Source organism: Streptomyces sp. NBC_01335 (assembly GCF_035953295.1).
In the GTDB taxonomy this organism is placed as follows: Bacteria; Actinomycetota; Actinomycetes; order Streptomycetales; family Streptomycetaceae; genus Streptomyces.
In genome coordinates, this window is record NZ_CP108370.1 from 8,063,957 (window position 1) to 8,083,229 (window position 19,273).

At 71.5% G+C, this 19,273-nt stretch carries 13 protein-coding genes; 2 read left to right on the forward strand and 11 right to left on the reverse strand.

The features are described 5' to 3' along the window. Positions 1–60: 60 nt before the first annotated feature. From OG599_RS33910 to eccD, 5 genes are all read right to left on the reverse strand, one after another. Positions 61–498 carry a type VII secretion system-associated protein gene (locus tag OG599_RS33910; protein ID WP_327179803.1) on the reverse strand — a complete coding sequence of 146 codons (438 nt, stop codon included), beginning with the start codon at positions 496–498 and terminating at the stop codon, positions 61–63. 85 nt (positions 499–583) lie between these two features. Continuing rightward, positions 584–907 carry a WXG100 family type VII secretion target gene (locus OG599_RS33915; RefSeq protein ID WP_327179804.1) on the reverse strand — a complete coding sequence of 108 codons (324 nt, stop codon included), beginning with the start codon at positions 905–907 and terminating at the stop codon, positions 584–586. Positions 908–1,015: 108 nt separating this feature from the next. Then, positions 1,016–1,348: a hypothetical protein gene (locus OG599_RS33920; RefSeq protein ID WP_327179805.1), complete on the reverse strand. Its 333-nt coding sequence runs from the start codon at positions 1,346–1,348 to the stop codon at positions 1,016–1,018. Positions 1,349–1,526: 178 nt separating this feature from the next. Continuing rightward, positions 1,527–3,086 carry a type VII secretion protein EccB gene (eccB, locus tag OG599_RS33925; protein WP_327179806.1) on the reverse strand — a complete coding sequence of 520 codons (1,560 nt, stop codon included), beginning with the start codon at positions 3,084–3,086 and terminating at the stop codon, positions 1,527–1,529. An 18-nt stretch (positions 3,087–3,104) separates the two neighbouring features. Continuing rightward, positions 3,105–4,505, reverse strand: a complete 1,401-nt coding sequence (gene eccD, locus OG599_RS33930; protein ID WP_327179807.1) for a type VII secretion integral membrane protein EccD — start codon at positions 4,503–4,505, stop codon at positions 3,105–3,107. 284 nt (positions 4,506–4,789) lie between these two features. On the opposite strand from eccD, the gene eccCa reads away from it, so the two are divergent. Then, positions 4,790–8,737 (forward strand): type VII secretion protein EccCa, encoded by a 3,948-nt coding sequence (eccCa, locus tag OG599_RS33935; protein WP_327180280.1) that lies wholly within the window; start codon positions 4,790–4,792, stop codon positions 8,735–8,737. A 144-nt stretch (positions 8,738–8,881) separates the two neighbouring features. Here eccCa and OG599_RS33940 read toward each other — a convergent pair whose 3' ends face one another. The 6 genes from OG599_RS33940 to OG599_RS33965 all read right to left on the reverse strand — a co-directional run bounded on the left by OG599_RS33940 (position 8,882) and on the right by OG599_RS33965 (position 18,081). After that, the gene (locus OG599_RS33940; protein WP_327179808.1) at positions 8,882–10,120 is read right to left on the reverse strand and encodes a S8 family serine peptidase; all 1,239 of its coding nucleotides are present in this window, start codon (positions 10,118–10,120) and stop codon (positions 8,882–8,884) included. A 213-nt stretch (positions 10,121–10,333) separates the two neighbouring features. After that, complete coding sequence (locus tag OG599_RS33945) at positions 10,334–13,630, reverse strand: right-handed parallel beta-helix repeat-containing protein (RefSeq protein ID WP_327180281.1); 3,297 nt, start codon at positions 13,628–13,630, stop codon at positions 10,334–10,336. Positions 13,631–13,977: 347 nt separating this feature from the next. Next, positions 13,978–14,952 carry an aldo/keto reductase gene (locus tag OG599_RS33950; RefSeq protein WP_327179809.1) on the reverse strand — a complete coding sequence of 325 codons (975 nt, stop codon included), beginning with the start codon at positions 14,950–14,952 and terminating at the stop codon, positions 13,978–13,980. A 124-nt stretch (positions 14,953–15,076) separates the two neighbouring features. Then, positions 15,077–15,928: an aldo/keto reductase gene (locus tag OG599_RS33955; protein ID WP_327179810.1), complete on the reverse strand. Its 852-nt coding sequence runs from the start codon at positions 15,926–15,928 to the stop codon at positions 15,077–15,079. A gap of 47 nt (positions 15,929–15,975) precedes the next feature. Continuing rightward, positions 15,976–17,010 (reverse strand): zinc-binding dehydrogenase, encoded by a 1,035-nt coding sequence (locus tag OG599_RS33960; RefSeq protein WP_327179811.1) that lies wholly within the window; start codon positions 17,008–17,010, stop codon positions 15,976–15,978. A 93-nt stretch (positions 17,011–17,103) separates the two neighbouring features. Next, entirely contained in the window at positions 17,104–18,081 is a 978-nt protein-coding gene (locus tag OG599_RS33965) for an aldo/keto reductase (RefSeq protein ID WP_327179812.1), read from the reverse strand. Positions 18,082–18,375: 294 nt separating this feature from the next. Between OG599_RS33965 and OG599_RS33970 the strand changes: the two genes are divergently transcribed. Further along, on the forward strand, positions 18,376–19,269 hold the full coding sequence (locus OG599_RS33970) for a helix-turn-helix transcriptional regulator (protein ID WP_327179813.1): 894 nt from the start codon (positions 18,376–18,378) through the stop codon (positions 19,267–19,269). Positions 19,270–19,273: the final 4 nt, after the last annotated feature.

Here is a 19,273-nt window from a genome sequence, read left to right on the forward strand (position 1 = left end):
TGGGGTGCGGACAGGAAGGGCGGGGGCGGGGGTACGTCCTGCGTGGGCGTACGGCCCGGGTCAGGCCTCCGTGGAGCCGCCGCCCAGGTCCGTGTCGACGTCGGAGAAGATGTCCAGCAACTTCTCGCCGTCGATGGAGGTGAGCGAGGTTCCCTGCGTCTTGAGCAGCGTTCTGATCGTCTCGCCCAAGTCCCGGTCGATGTCGGCGAAGAGGGTGCCCTGGGCGTCGAAGATCTCGTCGATCGCCTCGGCCGCCGTCTTGACCACCGTCACCAGACTGGAGCCGCTCACGGTCTCGTCGCCGGCCATCAGCCCGATCGCCAGTACGGGGTTCTCGTCGATGTGCTCGGGCGTGGTGATGCCCTTCACGATGCTGTGCAACGCCCGGACGCCTGCCTCGTCCTTGCCGATGGCCTTGAGGTCGGCGATGAAGTCCGCGACGTCGATGTCCTTGAACCGCTGGAGACCGGCCGAGTCCAGATGGGTGAGGTCTGCCATGACATCCTCCTGCTGAGTGTCCTGCGTCCGGAAGTGCGGGCCGGGCGGCCCGGTCCGGCCGGGTGCCGCCCGGCCCTGAGCCGCGTCAGCGGCCGATGGTGACCTCGGACCACATCTGGGTCAGCGAGTTCTCGCTGTACTTGTAGCTGTCGGAGATGTCCGTCAGCAGCCCGGAGTGCGAGGTGAGCAGGGTCTCCATGTTCTTCACCGCGCCGTCCCAGGCCGCCTGCTTCTGGCGGTAGGTGTCGGCGTCGGTGCCGTACCACGTCTTGATGAGCTCGCCGAGTTCCGCTTCGAGCGAGGACAGCGTGTTCGCGATGGCCTTCGTCTGCTGGACCATGTCGTCGGCGGCGTTGTTCATGTGGTTGTAGTCGACGTAGATGTAACCGTCGGTCAGGTTGTCGGGCACGGAAGCCTTCTCTCGCTCAGTGGGACGGTGTGCGTACGGACTCCGGGCCCGAGGCCCCTCGTTCGGATCGTGCGGGGCTCGCCCGATCCGGACGAAAGACCCCGGGCCTCAGCCGGCGAGCTGGTCGAAAGCCGACTGCGACTGCGAGTACGCCTGGTTGATCGAGTCGTTCGAAGATCCCTGGGTCTTGTTGTGCTGCACCAGGCTCTGGTTCAGCTTGTCGACCATGTCCTCCAGGTTCCGCAGGATCACGTTGGCCTGGTCGTCCCACTGCTTGAGCAGCTGGCCGAACTGGCCGCCGTCGCTGCCCTGGTAGCCGCTCGACAGAGTGGCGCGGGTGGCGTCGACGTCCTGGCGTGACTTGAGAATGCCGCTGAAGGCGCTCTCCAGGGCCTGGATGCCGTTGCGGGTCGACTGTTCACTGGACTGCTGTCCTGCCATGGGTCCACCTCTTCGATGCTCGGTGTCGTTCCGATTCGTGGAGACTAGGGTTCAGCAAGTTGACTGTGCAACAGATCCCCGAATGCCAGAGCTTCTGTTGAGGTAGCGACAACTCCACCTCATGCATGTGTCGTTCATGTGACACCGACGCCTTTCGCGGGCCCGGCGACGGCGGAATTCAGCCGGTTCCGGTTGTCTTCGGGCCGTTCTCCTCGCCCGGCGCCGTCCGGACGCCGTCCGGGGGGCCGGCAGCGGCCGGATCCGTGTCCCCGCAGGAGGTCGCGGTGACAGGTGCGGCGCCGCCGGAAGCGGCCGCCGTACTGAGATCAGGACCGGTCGCCAGCATCGCGAGCAGCGGTGAGGGCAGATACTGTGCCGTCACATCGCCGTATCCCAGGGCGTCGAGCGCCGCTCGGTCGGCCACGCGGTACTTGATGCCGTCGTCACCCACCAGATACGTCGTGTCGCCTACCCGCCCGCCCGCCGCTCCCAGGGCCCTCACCAGAACCCCGTGACCGGGCCGGGCGACGACCGCGTCCACCGCCAGGCACGGTGCCGACGCCCGGTCCGAGGTGCCCTGCGCGACGGGCGTCAGCGAGTCCACCGGCACCACGGCCGACGTGACCCGGGTGCCCCCGGCGTCGGTGCCCACCCGGGTACAGACAGCGGAGCCGTCCGCCACGGAAACCGCCTTGGGCGGACTGTCCGGCAGCCCCTCGACCGACGCGCCCCTGCTCGCCGTGGCAGGCGCCTGGTGATCGCCGAGGACATCGGCGCCGATCTGCCGGGCCGCCGGAGAACCACCCCCGTACGCCTTCTCCCGGGTGGCCGGATCGCCCAGGACGAGAGCCGTCCCCGTGGTCGTCAGCGGTACGAGTCCCTCGGACCGGAGCTGGTACTGCTGGGTCCCGGAACCGGGCAGCCGCACGGTGAAGACCTGGCCCACCCGGGTCGCCGAACCGCCCAGCGAGGGCCCGGCGGAACCCAGCCCCGGCACGGCCCGAGGAGCAAGGTCGGGACCCGCCACCAAGGCGTCCAGGAAGGCCGCCGACACGGGTCGTGGCGCCACCGACCCGTAGCCGAGGGAGAGGACCGCGCCGGACTTCGCGTCGAGCCGCAGCCGGCTGCCCTGCCACACCAGGTACATCGCCTCGTCGGGGCCACGCACCACCACGGCCGACCCCTCGCCGAGCGGCGCGGCCTCCACCGGAGCCCCGGTCACGACCGCCGTCACGGCCTGGTCCCGGCGTCCCCCCGCGGGGCCGGCTTCCGCCTTCACCGCGGAACACACCTGCCAGGCGCCGGTCTCCAGCTCACCGGTGCCGGGCACCGTGTCGGGCGCCCCGGAAATGCCCACCGTGGCCCCCACGGGGGTGTCCCGCAGCGAAGCCGTTCCCACACTCGTGGTGGCCAGGCCGGCACCGCCGATCAGCAGGGCGGAGGAGTAGTTGCGCACCGGCCGCAGCCGCCCGCCGATGAAGAGATACCGGGCGCCCGTCTCCTTGTTCACGATCAAGGTGTCGCCGCTCCGCCACGAGTCCTTCCCGCCGGGGGAGATGAGACCGAACACCACCGCCCCTGCCGACAGCAGCACGGCGATGACCAGTCCGATCACCGCTCCCCGGGTGGTGCGCCCCAACGGGCTCTCGGCGGCGTCCGGATCGGCGAGCAGCATCCCGGAAGTGAGCCGCCCCATGATGAAGGAGTGGGCCTGCGCCTGATCGCGCTTCGATTGCATCGTCGCCTGCTTCCTGGCTCAGCCGGTGAGGGCGCGCAGCGCGCCGAAGACGCCCAGGACCCAGAGCGTCAAGGGCAGCAGACCGATCGCGAGCAGCGAGTGCAGCAGCTCCGCCGCCCGCCCCCAGTAGGGGACCATCCGGCGCCCGGGAACGGTCCAGGTCGCGATGGCGAGGGCCGCCGCCAGGGCCGTCAGCCCGACCACCAGCAGAGGGCGGTCGGACGAGGGGGCGCTTCCCGCCAGGGAGAGCGTCAGAAGAGCCGCTCCCCAGGCGCCGGGCACCACGAGCGTCAGGCGCTGACGGACGTTCACCATGCCCCGCCCGTGCATCAGGAGGAGCAGGGAGAGTGCCACGGCCGTCAGCGATTCCGGCAGGTCGGGGTTGAGGGCGAGCGTCGCGAGGCAGCCCGCGCAGATCACCCCGGTCGCCGCGTAGAGCGCGGTCATCCACTTGCTCGCGAGCTCTGTCCGGGTCGCCACGTCGGGACCGCCGTAGGGCTCGATGCCTTCCTGGAGTTCCCGCGCGTTCGTCGGCAGGGCCGGCATGCGCATTCCCGCCAACTTGAACGAGAGGGCAGGCACGAAACCGCCGAAGAGGACCACCACGGCGGCGACCGCGCCCGCGGAGTCGTCCACGGCGAGGCCCAGCACGGTCATCAGGGCTCCGGCGGCCGCCGAGGCGAGTGCCACCACGGCGGAGGCGAGGAACAGGGGCGTGTACACCGCCACCATCGCCAGCCCGAGGACGGCGCCTCCGGCCCACGCGGCTCCTGCCGCGAGCAGCCGGGCGCCGAACACCTCATGGCCCTGCGGGCCCGTGATCTCACCGCCCGGCAGCAGCCAGCCCGCCAGCGCGAGGCAGGGGGCCGCCATGAAGGCGAGCGTCGCGCCGGTCGCGGCGTCACCGACCGCACGGCCCGCCGACGCGGCGCCGGCGAGCAGGACCAACCCCACCGCCCCCGCGGTGGCGGCGCGCACCGCGGCGGAACCGCCGGGCCGGCACAGCACCAGCAGCGCGACGACCAGCACCACGACGATCAGGGCCCGCAACAGCCGCCGGCCGGCCTCCGGGGTCCACCCGTGCAGTCGGTCCCGGGTCACCGCGGCGATGCCGTCGACCAGATCGTCCAGACGGACTTCGGGCAAGGCGTCGGTGTGCGGACGCAGATAGAGGACGTCTCCGTCCTTGAGAGCGAGAGCGCCCAGGGTGCTCTCCTCGTCCAGGGCTTTGCCGCCCAGCAGTTGCAGCACCCAGCCGTCGTGCTCCAGGCCGTTCTCCTCCACTTCCTCACCGGCGTAGCGCAGTACGGTGGGCAGGAGGTCGGCCACCGGCACGTCGGCCGGTACGGCCAGGTCGATGGTTCTGGCCGGTGCGCGCACGGTCAGGCGGCAGAGGCCCGCGACGGAACTTTCGGACATCGGGGGGATCACTTCTCCCAGTGCGTGGCCGGAGGGGGATGCGTGAGTCGATCGGATGCAGACCCCGAAGGGTGTTTTCGAAGGCTAGTTGATCAAACGCGAACTCCGGGGGGCGGTTTGGACGCGTGAGTTGATCGGATGCAGACTACTGATCCTCGAACGGACTCGGTGAACGGCCCCTTTCCCCGGCCGCCTTCGAGGTCCGACCACCGGCAGTGCCCTAAGGAGCCCGTGCGTTGAGTGTCGTACTGATACGCCGCCCCGCCCGCCGCCGCGGACCCGACATGCCGGAGGGCGAGCTCAGCCTCCAGGAGCCGCCGACGCTCCCGGAGACCGTCCCCGACACCTCGGCCGTGTGGACGTACCTGCCGATGGCGATGATGTCCGTGTCGATGATGCTGATCTTCATCCGGCCCGGCGGATCCAACGGCGTCTTCACCTACCTCGCACTCGGCATGATGGTCATGGCGTCCGGAGCCATGATGATCGGCCAGGTGATGCGCAAGAGCGGCGACCGCAAGCAGCGGCTGCGCGGCGAACGCCGGGACTACCTGCGCTATCTCTCGCAGACCCGCCGCAAGGTGCAGCGCACCGTCGTCGAGCAGCAGCTCGCGCTGGCCTGGCGTCACCCCGCACCGGCCACCCTGCGCTCCATGGTGCGCACCACCCGCCTGTGGGAACGCCGCACGAAGGACGACGACTTCGGCGAAGTGCGCGTGGCGGTCGGCGACCAGCAGCTGTCGCTCCGGCTCACCCCCCTGTCCACCAAGCCGGTCGAGGACCTCGAACCGCTCTGCGCCCACGCGCTGCGCCGCTTCGTCCGCGCCTACAGCTCGGTTCCGGCACAGCCGATCGCGTTGTACCTGCGCACCTGGTCCCGGGTGCTGCTGCGCGGCGACGACCGGGCCCGCCGGTCCATGGTGCGGGCCGCCATCTGCCAACTCGCCACGTTCCACCCGCCGGAGGAGCTCTGGATCGCGGTCTGCGTCTCGGACGAGAACCGCCAGGAGTGGGAGTGGGCGAAGTGGCTGCCCCACAACCTGCACCCCCAGGAGCAGGACGGCGCCGGGCCCGCCCGGCTGATCGCCTCCACCGTCGCCGACCTGGAGGACCTGCTGGGCGCCGAATTCGCCGAGCGCCCGGCCTTCGACCCGGAGGCGTTGCCCGGCAGGGAGGAGCCCTTCACCGTGATCGTGGTCGACGGGGCCACCGTGCCCGCGGGCCACCGGATCGACGGGCCGGGTTTCCGCAACGCCGTCGTCCTCGACCTGTCGGGATCGCTCACCTGGCGGCCCGGCCGCAGCGGTCTGCGGCTCGACGTGACCCCCGACGCCGTCCGGCTGGTGCGCACCGACCGTGCCCGCAAGGAGCAGACCACCCTCCTCGGCCGTCCGGACAGCATGGGGCCGGTGGCCGCGGAGTCGCTGGCCAGGATGCTCGCGCCCTACCGGATGAGCCTCGCGGCGGACGCGGCGGAGCCGCTCGCCACCGACGTGCAACTGACCACCCTGCTCGGCATACCCGATCTGCACCGTCATGATCCGGCCACCTTCTGGCAGCGCAGCACCGGCGCCGCTCGGCTGCGCGTACCGATCGCGGTGGGCGCGGACGGCACACCCGTCGAACTCGACATCAAGGAGTCCGCACAGGGCGGCATGGGCCCGCACGGCATGCTCATCGGCGCCACGGGCTCCGGCAAGAGCGAACTGCTGCGCACCCTCGTGCTGGGGCTCGCACTCAGCAACTCCTCCGAGACCCTCAACTTCGTCCTCGTCGACTTCAAGGGCGGAGCGACGTTCCTCGGTCTCGACGAACTGCCCCACACCTCCGCACTGATCACCAACCTCGCGGACGAAGTAGCCCTGGTCGAGAGGATGCAGGACGCCCTGCACGGCGAACTCATCCGCCGTCAGGAGCTGTTGCGGTCCGCGGGCAACTACATCTCGGCGCTGGAGTACGAGAAGGCCCGCGCCCAGGGCGCCGCGCTGGCGCCGCTGCCGAGCCTCTTCGTCGTCGTCGACGAGTTCAGCGAGCTGCTCGCCTCGCACCGCGAGTTCATGGACCTCTTCGTGATGATCGGCCGGCTCGGCAGGTCCCTCGGCGTGCACCTCCTGCTGGCATCCCAGCGCCTGGACGAGGGGCGTATGCACCAACTGGAGAGCCACCTCTCCTACCGCATCGGACTGCGCACCTTCTCGGCCATGGAGAGCCGGGGCGTGCTCGGTGTTCCGGACGCCTACCAGCTGCCGCCCCAGCCGGGCAGCGGTTTCCTCAAAAGCGGTGTCGAGGCACTGACCCGTTTCCGTGCCGCGTACGTCTCCGGCCCCTACCGCCAGCGCCGGGGCGCGGTCGCCCAGGCCCAGGTGGCGAGCCAGATCGTGCCGTGGTCCGCCGGCTGGGTGGTGCCCCGCACCCCCGCACCCGCGCCCGCCCCCATGACGCCCGAGGAAGAAGCGGAGAACCAGGAGACGCTGCTCTCGGCCGCCCTGGACCGGCTGCGCGACTCGGGGCCGCCCGCGCACGAGGTCTGGCTCCCGCCGCTCGGGCTGTCCCCGACCCTGGACGGTCTGCTCCCCGGTCTCGCCGCAGAGCCCGGCCGGGGGCTCGTCGCCTCCCGCTGGCCGGGTGCCGGCAGGCTCAGGGTCCCCGTGGGCCTGGTGGACAAGCCGTTCGACCAGCGCCGCGACCCGCTGGTGGTCGACCTGTCGGCGGGCGGCGGCCACGTCGCCATCGCCGGCGGCTCGCAGAGCGGGAAGTCGACCGTGCTGCGTACCCTCATCGCCTCACTGGCGCTCACCCACACACCCGCCGAAGTCCAGTTCTACTGCCTGGACTTCGGTGGAGGCTCGCTCTCGGCGCTCTCCGGGCTCCCGCACGTCGGCGGAGTCGCCGCCCGGCTGGACAGCGAACGCATCAGCCGCACGGTGGCCGAGGTGACCGCCGTGTTCAACCACCGCGAACAGTTCTTCCTCGACCACAGCATCGACTCCATGGCCACCTACCGTCGCAGGCGCGCCGGCGGGGAGTTCGCAGATGAGGAGCACGGTGACGTCTTCCTCGTCGTCGACGGCTGGTCGGCCGTCCGACAGAACTTCGACCACCTGCTGCCCACGTTCAACCAGATCGCGACCGGCGGTCTGAACTACGGAATCCACCTGATCGTCACCACCGCACGCTGGGTCGAACTCACCGCCCAGGTCCGCGACCAGGCCGCCACCCGCCTGGAGCTGCGGCTCGGCGACACCATGGACTCCGTGGTGGACATCCGCAAGGCCGCCGGCGTGCCCCGGCAGCAACCGGGCCGGGGCCTCACCGTCGACTCCAAGCTGCACTTCCTCACCGCACTGCCCCGTATCGACGGCAGCGAGGGTGCCGAGGACCTCACCGAAGGAGTGGAGGCCCTCGTGGAGCGCGTCGCGCGGGCGTGGACGGGACCGGTCGCCCCGCGGGTACGGATGCTTCCGCACCGATTGCCCGCCGCGGAACTCCCGGCCCCCGAACTCGACGAGGGGCGCCTGCGGTTCGCCCTCGGCCAGGACGAGGAGACCCTGTCCACCGTCTGGCACGACTTCAGTCGCACCCCGCACCTCGTCGCGGTCGGCGACACGGAGAGCGGGAAGACGAACCTGCTGCGCCTCGCCGCCGCGGCGATCACGGCCCGGTTCGCCCCGACCGAGGCCCGCATCCTGGTGGTCGACTACCGCCGCGAGCTGGTGGACGCGGTGCCCGCTGAGTACCGCCTCGGCCACGCCGTCGCGGTGGACGCGCTGAAGGAACTGGTCGGTGGTTCCGCGAAGGCGCTGGCCACCCGCCTGCCCGGGCAGGACATCACCCCCGCCCGGATGCGGCTGGCCGACTGGTGGTCGGGACCGCGTCTGTTCGTGCTCGTCGACGACTACGACATGGTCGGCGCGGGAACAGCTTTCGACCACCCCTTCGCGCCGCTCTTCGACCACTTGGCGCTCGGCCACGAGGTCGGCCTGCATCTGATCGTCGCCCGCTCGGCGACCGGGGCGGGAAGAGGACTCAACGACCAGCTGCTGCGAAGGCTGGACGAGGTGAACACGCCGGGACTCCTGATGTCCTGCCCGCCGTCCGAGGGTTACGTCTTCGGCAACATCAAGCCGAAGAACCTTCCGGCGGGGCGGGCCCAGTACATCGCCCGCCGCAAGGCGACACTGATCCAGACGGCCCTGGCTACCGAGGCCCCCGCCGACGGGGGAGCGGAGTAGGGGCGGTCGACGCCGGGACACCCGGCCTCTGCGCCGGGCCGTCTGCGCCGGGCCGTCTGCGCCGGGCCGTCTGCGCCGGGCCCTCTGCGCCGGGCCCTCTGCGCCGGGCCCTCTGCGCCGGGCTCTCCGCGCCGGTCGGTCCGCTCAGTCCGAGGAGGCCGCCCGGGCCTTGTCACCGGGCCCTCGCCAGCCCCGCGCCCGGCCGCGGGGCACCACGACCGCGGCCCACGCGACCAGCAGGACGACGACCGCCGCGACCGAGGCGATCAGCACGGCACGCCCCGCCGGGCCGGCTCCGGTGTCCTCGGGCAGCCGGAGAGCCGGGCCGGGCCGTTCGGCGGCCGGGGCCCTCGCGGCGACGGGCGCGTCCGCGACGCCGGTCACGGCCGCGTACGGGTCCAGGCGCGGCACCACGTCCGGGTAGGCCGTGGCCGTCAGCCGCCTCGCGGTCTGCTCCGCGCTCAGTTCAGGGTGCGCCGATCGCACCAGCGCGGCGGCACCGGCCGCGAAACCGGCCGCGAGGGAGGCGCCCGAACCGATGTAGTGGCCCGATCCCTCCGGCCCGATCCCGACCACTCCGTCACCGGGAGCGGCCAGGTCCGCCGAACCCGTCTCGTACGAGCCGGTGGGACGCTTGCCGTCGACGGCGACGTCCAGCACCGACAGCACCCCATCCTGCGCGGCGGGCCAGAAATCCCGGGGAGCGGGAGCGGCCGTCCCCGATGACTCGGAGCCGGTCGGCGCGTCCGGTACCGCCGCAGCCACGACCAGCACGTCGTGCGCCGCGGCCTCCCGCACGGCGGAGGTGAGAGCGGCCGACCCCGACGGCAGCGCGGCCGAGACCGAGACGACGTCGGCGCCCCGCGCGACCGCGGTACGGATGCCGGCAGCCACTGTCGCGGCGGTCGCCGTGCCCCGGGCGTCCGTACCGCGCACGCCGAGGACCCGCGTCTCCTGGGCCACCCCGGCGAATCCGATCCCCTCCGAGGCCGCCGCGGCGACCAGACCTGCGACGAACGTGCCGTGCCCCACGCAGTCCGCGCCCGCCGCGCCCGCCGCCGTGACGCGTCCCTTCAGCGAGGGCGCTTTGACCGACACGCCGGTGTCCACGACGGCGACCGTCACGCCGGAACCCGAGGCGAAACGCCAGGTGCGGGAGAGCTGCAGGCTCTGCTGCTCCCAGGGGACAGCCGTCGCCCGCGCCGGGGAGGACCTCCGGCACGCCTGGTTCTCGTCCAGCACGGAACTCAGTACGGGCAGTGCGACGGTCGTTCCGGAACCCGTTCCGTCCGCGACGGCCGGGGTCGCCGGCAGCACGACGAGGAAGGCGGCGAGCGGAGTCAGGAGGGGACGTGGCAGGCGGCGGCGACGCATGACGCGCATCCTATGCGGGACACCCCGGTGGTACGACGTCCGGTCCACCGGACCGGCCGCCCAACTCCGTTGTCATGGGGCGTTTTCGGCCGTCCGGACAGCACGAGGACGCCGCACGGCGACCTGGCCGGCCGGATCGACGAACCGATTCCGCCGTCCCGGAACGGATCTGACGGAGCGTGCCCCCGGCTCCGGGACAGGTACGGGAACGTCGCCCGCCCCTCACACCACGCCCGGGGCGCGGACCGTGACGTCCTCGGGCAGCAGCAGCCGGAGGTCGTCGAGGGTGGGGGCGGCCAGGGAACTGAGACGCCCCGCCTGCCGGGTGATCATGCCCTCCAGCACCTGCCGGGCGAGTCGCGCGTTGCCGAAGGACCGGTCGCGCGGCTGCCCGTCGAAGTGGGCGCGCAGGAGCGACCCCGTGCCCGGCCCGCACTCGTAGCCGCTCTCGGCCGCGTGCTGCCGGACGATGGTGACCAGTTCGTCGGAGGTGTAGTCCGCGAACTCCACCCGCCGTGAAAAGCGCGACGTCAGACCGGGGTTGGACGCGAGGAACCCCTCCATCTCCCGGGTGTAGCCGGCGACGATCACCACGATCCTGTCCCGGTGGTCCTCCATGAGCTTGAGCAGGGTGTCCACCGCCTCCCGCCCGAAGTCGTTCCCCGATCCGGAGTTCCCCGGGGTCAGGGTGTACGCCTCGTCGATGAACAGCACACCCCCCAGGGCCCGTTCGAAGACCTCGCGGGTCAACTGGGCCGTATGGCCGACGTACCTGCCCACCAGCTCGGCCCGTGACACCTCGACGAGCTGTCCCCGCGGCAGCACGCCGAGCGACACCAGGAGCTCTCCGTAGAGCCGGGCAACCGTGGTCTTGCCGGTGCCCGGAGGGCCGGTGAAGACGAGATGGTGGCTGATGCGCGGTACCGGCAGGCCGGCGGCCTCGCGCTGGCGTGCCGTGGAGAGCAGATTCACCATGTCGGTGACGTCCCGCTTCACCGCCGAAAGTCCGACCATGTCGCCCAGCCGGGTCAGCGCGTCGTCGGTGGAAGGCGCGCCGTCGGTCCCGGCGGACTCCACCACGTCGTCGCCCACGTCCTGCGGCAGCAGCAGCGTGAGGTCCTCGGCGCCGACCTCCGTCTGCGAGGACAGGCGCAGAGCCTGGCGGTCGATCATCTCTTCGAACACCTGCCGTGCCGCACGGCCGTTGCCGAACGAGGCGTCCCTCGGCATGCGCTCGAAGCGGACCGCGAGGGCTTTCCTCGTCTCCTCGGCCAGGGCGTACTGGTGCTGGAGGCACATGCTCTCCATGATCGCGACCAGTTCGGGGACGGTGTAGTTCTCGAACTCGACGGTCCGCGAGAAGCGCGACGCGAGACCGGGGTTGGAGCCGAGGAACGACTCCATCTCCTCGGAGTAGCCGGCGGCCACCACCACCACGTCGTCCCGGTGGTCCTCCATGAGCTTGAGCAGGGTGTCCACCGCCTCCCGCCCGAAGTCCGCCCCGGAACCCCTGCTGTCGCTGGTCAGCGTGTACGCCTCGTCGATGAACAGCACACCCCCCAGGGCCCGGTTGAACGTCTCGGTGGTCTTGATCGCGGTACCGCCGATCACCTGCGCCACCAGATCGGCCCGGGACACCTCCACCAGGTGGCCGGAGCGCAGTACCCCCAGCTCGGCGAGGATCGTGCCGTACAGTCGCGCGACCGTGGTCTTGCCCGTTCCGGGAGGTCCGGCGAAGACCAGATGACGGCTCATCGGGGGAGCGGACATGCCCAACTGCGCGCGTCGCTGGGCCAGCTGGTTGAGGTTGACGAGCGTGCGGACCTGCTGCTTCACGTTCTGCAGCCCGATCAGCGCGTCGAGGGCCAGCAGTGGACCGTTCTCCCTGGCGGTGTCCACGGACGCCGAACCCGCGGGGTCGGTGCCTTCGACGTCCCCGTGCCCCCAGGCGTCACGCTGGGTGTTGTCGGTACTCGTCAGCCCCTCGACGGCGAGCCGGTCGCCCGCCTTCGACTGCACCAGCCCGCCACCCCGGTTCTCCCGGACCGTGCAGTTGACGAGGGAGACGGGTGATCCCGACTCGACCCGCACGCCGTCCTTCGCGTTGGCGGAGAACTCGCAGGCGTTGAGGGACGCGCGCCCGCCCTCGCGCACGACGAGACCGTGCTCGGCGGCCTCGACCACTCTGATCCGGGTCGCGGTCAGTTCGCCCTCCGCGTCCACGGCGACCCCGTCGGCGCCGGGCGTACGGATCTCGCAGTCGCGTACGGTCGCGCTGCCGCGCGGCCCCACGGTGAGTCCGGCCGCGTCCGCCGCGGTCACGGATCCGCCGCCGATGTAGACGTTGCCGTCCGAGGAGACGTGGATACCGGATCCACCCGCGCGGTCCACCTCGCAGTCCTCCAGGCGCCCCCTGCCGTCCTTGTCCACCTCGATGCCGTGGCCGCCCGAGCGCCCCACCCTGGCCCGGCGCAGCAGAGGATTCGCGCCGGACCGGACGTGTATCCCCGCGCCCGCCGCGTCGAGCACCTCCAGCCGGTCCAGCTCCGCGGTCGACTCCTCCTCCAGCAGCACGCCCGTACCCTCGCAGTCGCGCACGGTCAGCGAGGTCAGCGCGGGCGAGGCGGAGCCGGCCACCCGCAGCGCGGGGGCCTGCGCGGAGTCGAGCCAGCAATCCTCGAACGTGCCGCGGGAACGGTCCGTGACGAGTATGCCGTTGCCTTGGGTGCGGGCGGTCCGACAGCGTCGGAGCAGCGGATCGCTCCCGTGCGACAGCACGAAACCGGGGCCGGTGGTGGTGGTGACCCGGACCTCCTCCAGCAGGGTGCGTGACTCACTGGTCAAGTGGACACCGATCGCGGTGTCGTGCACGACGGTGCGCAGCACCTGGGTGGTCGACCGTCCCTCCAGCGCGATCGACGGCTTGTCGGTGGAGGAGATGTCGCACTCCTCCACCGACCCCTGCGCCTCGCCGTTGGCGAGGACGCCGTTGCCCCGTGCGTCGCGGATGGTGCAACCGCGTACGGTGACCCGCCCCCGCTCGCCGATCACGATGCCGGAGGTGCCCAGGTGCTCCAGCGTGCACGACTCCACGGAGCTGTCCACGGCGGAGGTCACCACCACGCCGGCCCCGCCCGGGTTGCTGACCCGGCAGTCACGCATGGCCAACGAGCCGTTCCCGCGGGCGAGTACAGCGGTCCAGGCGGCGCCGGTCACGTCGCAACCGTCCATCGCCACCTGCCCCCGCACGGCGTCGACAGCCGGCAACTCCTCGTCGCGGGAGCGCAGTACGAGATCCGTGAGCATCACCGCGTCGGCCTTCAGTGAGATCGCGCTGCCGCGCCTCGGGCGTATCTCCACGGTGCCACGGGCCTGTTCGGCGACGATCGTCACCCGAGTGGTGATCGTCAGGCTCTCCTCGTACGTCCCGGGCCGGACACTGATGACGGCCCCGCTACGGGCCTCCGCCAGCGCCTCCGTGACGGTCCGGAACCCCTCGGTTCCGTCGGGGCAGACCATCAGTACCTGGCGTGACACGCGGGATCCTCCTCAGTTCGGCACCGCCGCGGACGACTGCCCGCGTACGCTGCCCGGCCCTGGCCCCCCAATCATGCCGCGAACAGCGGATACTTGATACCGCGATCAGGGTGGTGGACATGAAGAAGGCTCGTCGCCACAGGAGTTGCGTCCGTCCCGACGTATCTCACCGGTGGACGCGCATACGGCCGCGCACCCCAGGTTTCCGGCACATGAACTTCTCGGCGGACCACCCGGGGAACGCCGACGGCTGCCGACCGGGTGGCCGCCCGGACACGGGCTTCCGGCGTGGGGCCCCGCGCGAGGCCCCACGCCGGAGCGGGTGTCGGTCAGCGCTCCATCATGCGCATCTGGGCGTCGTTGTGGGTGTTGCCGGCGGCCGGGGGGAGGCTGGAGAGCTGGGCCAGCTGCTCTTCGGTCAGCGTCACGGCGTCGGCGCCGATGTTCTCCTCGACCCGGGCCACCCGCCGGGTGCCGGGGATCGGCGCGATGTCGTCGCCCTGGGCCAGCAGCCAGGCGAGGGCGACCTGGGCCGGGGTGGCGTCGATCTTGGCGGCGACGGCGGCGACCTCGTCGGCCAGCCGCAGGTTGTGCTGGAAGTTCTCCTCGGTGAACCGGGGGTTGTCGGCGCGGAAGTCCGTCGGGTCGAACTGGTCGGTGGAGCGGATCGCACCGGTCAGGAAGCCGCGTCCCAGGGGGGAGAAGGGGACGAAACCGATGTTCAGCTCGCGCAGCACCGGCAGCACACGGTCCTCGGGGTCCCGGGTGAACAGCGAGTACTCGGACTGCAGGGCGGTCACCGGGTGGACGGCGTGGGCGCGACGGATGGTGTCGGGTCCGGCCTCGGACAGGCCGATGTACCGGATCTTGCCCTCGGCGACCAGCTCGGCCAGGGCCCCGACGGTCTCCTCGATCGGAGTGCCGGGGTCGACGCGGTGCTGGTAGTACAGGTCGATGTGGTCGGTGCCGAGGCGCTTGAGGGAACCCTCCACGGCGGCGCGGACGCTGGCCGGGCTGCTGTCGGCCCCGCCCTCGCGGCCGGTGTGGGAGATCAGGCCGAACTTCGTCGCGAGCACCACCTGGTCCCGGCGCCCCTGGAGGGCCCGGCCGATGAGCTCCTCGTTGACGAAGGGGCCGTAGACCTCGGCCGTGTCGATGAAGGTGACGCCGAGCTCCAGGGCGCGGTGCACGGTGCGGACGGACTCCGCGTCGTCGGTCCCGGCACCTGTGTAGCCGTGCGACATGCCCATCGCGCCCAGACCGATGCGGGAGACCTCCAGGTCACCCAGCTTGATGTGCTTCATGGTTCCTCGCTCTTTCTGACGGGTTCGGTGCCCCGGGGTGATGACCAGCTGCACCTGATCATGCTCCTTCCCTCCGGGGCAGGGTCTCCCGGGGCGGTCGCGCTGCGGTGCTCTGCCCGCTCGGTCAGCCGTCCAGACGGCGCTTGCTGAGCCAGCTGACCATCTCGGGGTCGTGGTGGTCGAAGAAGAGGGTCTCGCCGGTGTCGAGGGCGGCGATGGCGGCCATCTGGTCGTCGGTCAGCTCGAAGTCGAAGACGTCGAAGTTCTGCGCCATCCGGTCGGGGTTGACCGACTTGGGGATGGTGACGACATCGCGCTGGACCAGCCAGCGCAGCGCGACCTGCGCCACGGACTTGCCGTGCGCCTCGCCGATCGCGCTCAGGGCGGGGTTGGTGAACAGGCCGTTCTTGCCCTCGGCGAAGCCACCCCACGACTGGTGCTGGACACCGTGCTCACGCATGAGGTCGTGGTCGGCGGTGCGCTGGAAGAAGACGTGGGTCTCGATCTGGTTGACCGCCGGCGTGATCTCGTTGTTGAAGGTGAGGTCCAGCAGCCGGTCGGGGTAGAAGTTGGCGACGCCGATCGCCTTGGCCAGGCCCTCGCGGTTCAGCGCCTCCATGGCCCGCCACTGGCCGTACACGTCCCCGAAGGGCTGGTGCATCAGGTACAGGTCGAGGTGGTCGAGGCCCAGCTTGCGCAGCGAGGTGTCGAAGGCGCGCCGGGTGTTCTCCTCGGCGGGCGCGTCCTGCACCCACAGTTTGGTGGTGACGAACAGTTCCTCGCGCGGGATGCCGCTGGCCTTGATGGCGCGGCCGACGGCCTCCTCGTTGCCGTACGCGGCAGCGGTGTCGAGCAGCCGGTAGCCGGCCGCGAGGGCTTCCGAGACGGCCCGCTCGGTCTGGTCGTCCGGGATCTGGTAGACGCCGAAGCCGAGGACCGGCATCCGGACGCCGTTGTTGAGGGTGACGTGCTGCATGGGCTCTTCCTTGTCGTCCGTGCGGGGATCGAAGGGCGATCCGGGGGTCAGAGAGTGATGAGTGCCTTGAGGACGCGGCGGTCGGTCATGGCCTGATACGCGTCCGGGGTCCGGTCGAGGGTGAAGGACCGGTCGAAGACGCGCCCCGGCTCGATGACACCGTCCAGGACGTCGGGCATCAGCTCCTCGATGTAGGCGCGGGCCGGGGAGACACCTCCGGTGAGGGTGATGTTCCGCATGATCATCGACGGGCCGACGGGACCTTCCTCGTACTGCGGGACACCGAGGCGGCTGATGGTGCCGCCGTCGACGACCGTGCCGAACGCGGCGTCGAGGGCCTGGCGGGCGCCGACGGCCTCGATGACCCTGTCGACACCGTGGCCGCCGGTCAGGTCGCGGACGCGGGCGATGCCTTCGTCGCCGCGTTCGGGGACGACGTCGGTGGCGCCGAACGCCCGGCCGAGGTCGGTACGGGCGGTGTGGCGGCCCATGAGGACGATCTGTTCGGCGCCCAGGCGCCTGGCGGCGATGACCGCGCAGAGGCCCACCGCGCCGTCGCCGATCACCAGGACCCGGTCGCCGTGGCCCACACCGGCGGTCACCGCGCCGTGGTGACCGGTGCCCATGACGTCCGACAGCGCCAGCAGCGACGGCAGCAGCGCGGAGTCCGCACCGACCGGAAGCTTGACCAGCGTGCCGTCGGCCAGGGGGACGCGTACCGCCTCGCCCTGGCCGCCGTCCACGCCGTCGAGGCCGTACCGGCCGCCGTCGCGGCACGAGGAGTGCAGGCCCCTGCGGCAGAAGTCGCAGGTGTTGTCGCAGTACGTGAACGGCGCGACCACCAGGTCACCGGCCCGGACACCGGAGACGTCCGAGCCGGTCTCCTCGACCACGCCGAGGAACTCGTGCCCCATGGGGCGGCCCGTACCGGTGGCGGGCATCGACTTGTAGGGCCACAGGTCGCTGCCGCACACGCACGACAGCACGACCCGGACGACGGCGTCCGAGGGCTGCTGGACCTCGGGGTCGGGACGGTCCTCCACCCGGACGTCGCCGGCGCCGTACATCACTGCTGCACGCATGAGAGCTCCTCCTGTTCCCTTCGAGCCGCCGGTCGTACGGCGGCGGGGTGTTCGTATCGGTGGTCCGGCCGGACCACAGGGGCGTGACGGGTTTCAGCGTTCGAGCATCCGCCGGCCGGCCTCGGTGTGGGTCTCGCCCGCCGCGGGGGGCAGGCTGGAGAGCTTGTCGAGCTGTTCGGCGGCGAGCGTCAGGGCGTCGGCGGCGGTGTTCTCCTCGACCCGGTGCACGCGCTTGGTGCCGGGGATGGGCGCGATGTCGTCGCCCTGCGCGAGGAGCCAGGCCAGCGCGACCTGCGCGGGCGTGGCGCCGGCGTCGGCGGCGACGGCCTGGACCTCGTCGGCGAGCGCCAGGTTGCGCCGGAAGTTCTCGCCGGTGAAGCGCGGGTTGCCGTGCCGGAAGTCGCCTTCCTCGAAACCGTCGGTGGAGCGGATCCGGCCGGTGAGGAATCCGTGCCCGAGCGGCGCGAAGGGCACCAGACCGATGTTCAGCTCCCGCAGCACCGGCAGGACCCGCTTCTCCAGGTCGCGGGTCCACAGGGAGTACTCCGACTGCACCGCGGTGACCGGCTGGACGGCGTGAGCGCGGCGGATGGTCTCCGGACCGGCCTCGGACAGGCCGAACGCGCGGACCTTCCCCTCGGCGATCAGCTCGCCCACCGCTCCGGCCGTCTCCTCGATCGGGGTGTCCGGGTCGACGCGGTGCTGGTAGTACAGGTCGATGTAGTCGGTGCCCAGCCGCTTCAGCGAGCCCTCGACGGCCGTACGGATGTTCGTCGGGCTGCTGTCCAGGTGCCACGGGCCTTCCCCGGCGTGCGAGACCAGGCCGAACTTCGTCGCCAGCACCACCTGGTCGCGGTGGCCCTTGAGAGCCCGGCCGAGGAGTTCCTCGTTGACGTACGGGCCGTAGATCTCGGCGGTGTCGATCAGCGTCACGCCCAGTTCCACCGCGCGGTGCAGGGTCCGCACCGACTCGGCCTCGTCCGTCCCGGAGTCGGTGTAGCCGTGCGACATCCCCATGGCACCCAGGCCGATCCTGGAAACACTCAGTTCGCGCAGCTTGATGTATTTCATGATGTCTCCTTTCTCTTGTGCCGATTTCTGGTTCAGTCTGGATCGCCGGGAGAGGGCTTTCACGCAGGCGCGGCGTCCCGAACCGGGTCACGCCCGCACGGTGGGCGCGGCGGGGGAGACGGACACGGGAACCGCTCCCGATCGGGGCGGGTGACGCGGTGACGACGCCTTCCACCCTGGCGCTTCACCTGCCCGGCAGGCAGACCGGCTTCTGCCGGGGGGTGGGCAGAGGGGGGTACGGCAGGGCCCCCCTCGCGCGTACCGGCCCGATGGCGGTGTTGCGACACTGGACGTATGGCACCCGAGCAGCAGCACACCGTCGGTGACGAGCTGGCGCGCTTCCTGCGCGCCCGCCGTACCCAGACCAGCCCCCAGTCCGTCGGCCTCACCCCCGGGTACGGTGTCCGCCGCACCCCCGGTCTGCGCCGCGAGGAACTGGCCACGCTCGCCGGGGTCAGCATCGACTACTACACCCGTCTGGAGCGGGGCAAGGAGACCCGGCCCGGTCCCGGCGTCGTCGACGCCCTCGCCCGCGCCCTCCGGCTCGACGACGACGAACACCACCACCTGCGTGAGCTCGCCGTCCGGGCCTCCCGCTTCGCGCCCGAGCCGCCGCCCCCGCCCAGCCGGACCGTCCGCCCCCACCTCAGACTGCTGCTGGACACGATGCGGCCGAACCCCGCCTACATCGTCAGCCGCAGCATGGACCTGCTCGCCTGGAACCCCGGCGGACTGGCCCTGTACGCGGGCATCGACGACTGGCCGGTCACCCGGCGCAACCTCGCCCGCTACCTCTTCCTCCACCCCGTGGCCCGCGAGCTGTTCCCCGACTGGGACATCCAGGTCCGCGGCTGCGTCGCCCGCCTGCGCACCGAAGCCGGCCTCAACCCCGACGCCCCCGACCTCGCCGGCCTGGTCGGCGAGCTCCTCCTCAAGAGCCCCGACTTCGCGAAGCTGTGGGAACGCTACGAGGTCATCGGCCGGAAGAAGATCCAGAAGACCGTCCACCACCCGAAGGTCGGCGTCCTCACCCTCAGCAGCCAGAGCATGAACCTGGAGGGGACCCCCGGCCAGCGCCTCGGCGTATACACCGCCGAACCCGGCACCCCCGACCACGACGCCATGCTCCTGCTCGACCTCACCGCACCGGCGGACTCCGCGCACCGCGACGCCGTGACGGCCGACTGACCAC

Bases quoted from the DNA above. Each gene is read 5' to 3' on its own strand.
- OG599_RS33910 (WP_327179803.1), bottom strand. From the start codon at position 498: ATGGCAGACCTCACCCATCTGGACTCGGCCGGTCTCCAGCGGTTCAAG.
- OG599_RS33920 (WP_327179805.1), bottom strand. From the start codon at position 1,348: ATGGCAGGACAGCAGTCCAGTGAACAGTCGACCCGCAACGGCATCCAG.
- eccB (WP_327179806.1), bottom strand. From the start codon at position 3,086: ATGCAATCGAAGCGCGATCAGGCGCAGGCCCACTCCTTCATCATGGGG.
- eccD (WP_327179807.1), bottom strand. From the start codon at position 4,505: ATGTCCGAAAGTTCCGTCGCGGGCCTCTGCCGCCTGACCGTGCGCGCA.
- eccCa (WP_327180280.1), top strand. From the start codon at position 4,790: ATGCCGGAGGGCGAGCTCAGCCTCCAGGAGCCGCCGACGCTCCCGGAG.
- OG599_RS33940 (WP_327179808.1), bottom strand. From the start codon at position 10,120: ATGCGCGTCATGCGTCGCCGCCGCCTGCCACGTCCCCTCCTGACTCCG.
- OG599_RS33945 (WP_327180281.1), bottom strand. From the start codon at position 13,630: ATGGTCTGCCCCGACGGAACCGAGGGGTTCCGGACCGTCACGGAGGCG.
- OG599_RS33950 (WP_327179809.1), bottom strand. From the start codon at position 14,952: ATGAAGCACATCAAGCTGGGTGACCTGGAGGTCTCCCGCATCGGTCTG.
- OG599_RS33955 (WP_327179810.1), bottom strand. From the start codon at position 15,928: ATGCAGCACGTCACCCTCAACAACGGCGTCCGGATGCCGGTCCTCGGC.
- OG599_RS33960 (WP_327179811.1), bottom strand. From the start codon at position 17,010: ATGCGTGCAGCAGTGATGTACGGCGCCGGCGACGTCCGGGTGGAGGAC.
- OG599_RS33965 (WP_327179812.1), bottom strand. From the start codon at position 18,081: ATGAAATACATCAAGCTGCGCGAACTGAGTGTTTCCAGGATCGGCCTG.
- OG599_RS33970 (WP_327179813.1), top strand. From the start codon at position 18,376: ATGGCACCCGAGCAGCAGCACACCGTCGGTGACGAGCTGGCGCGCTTC.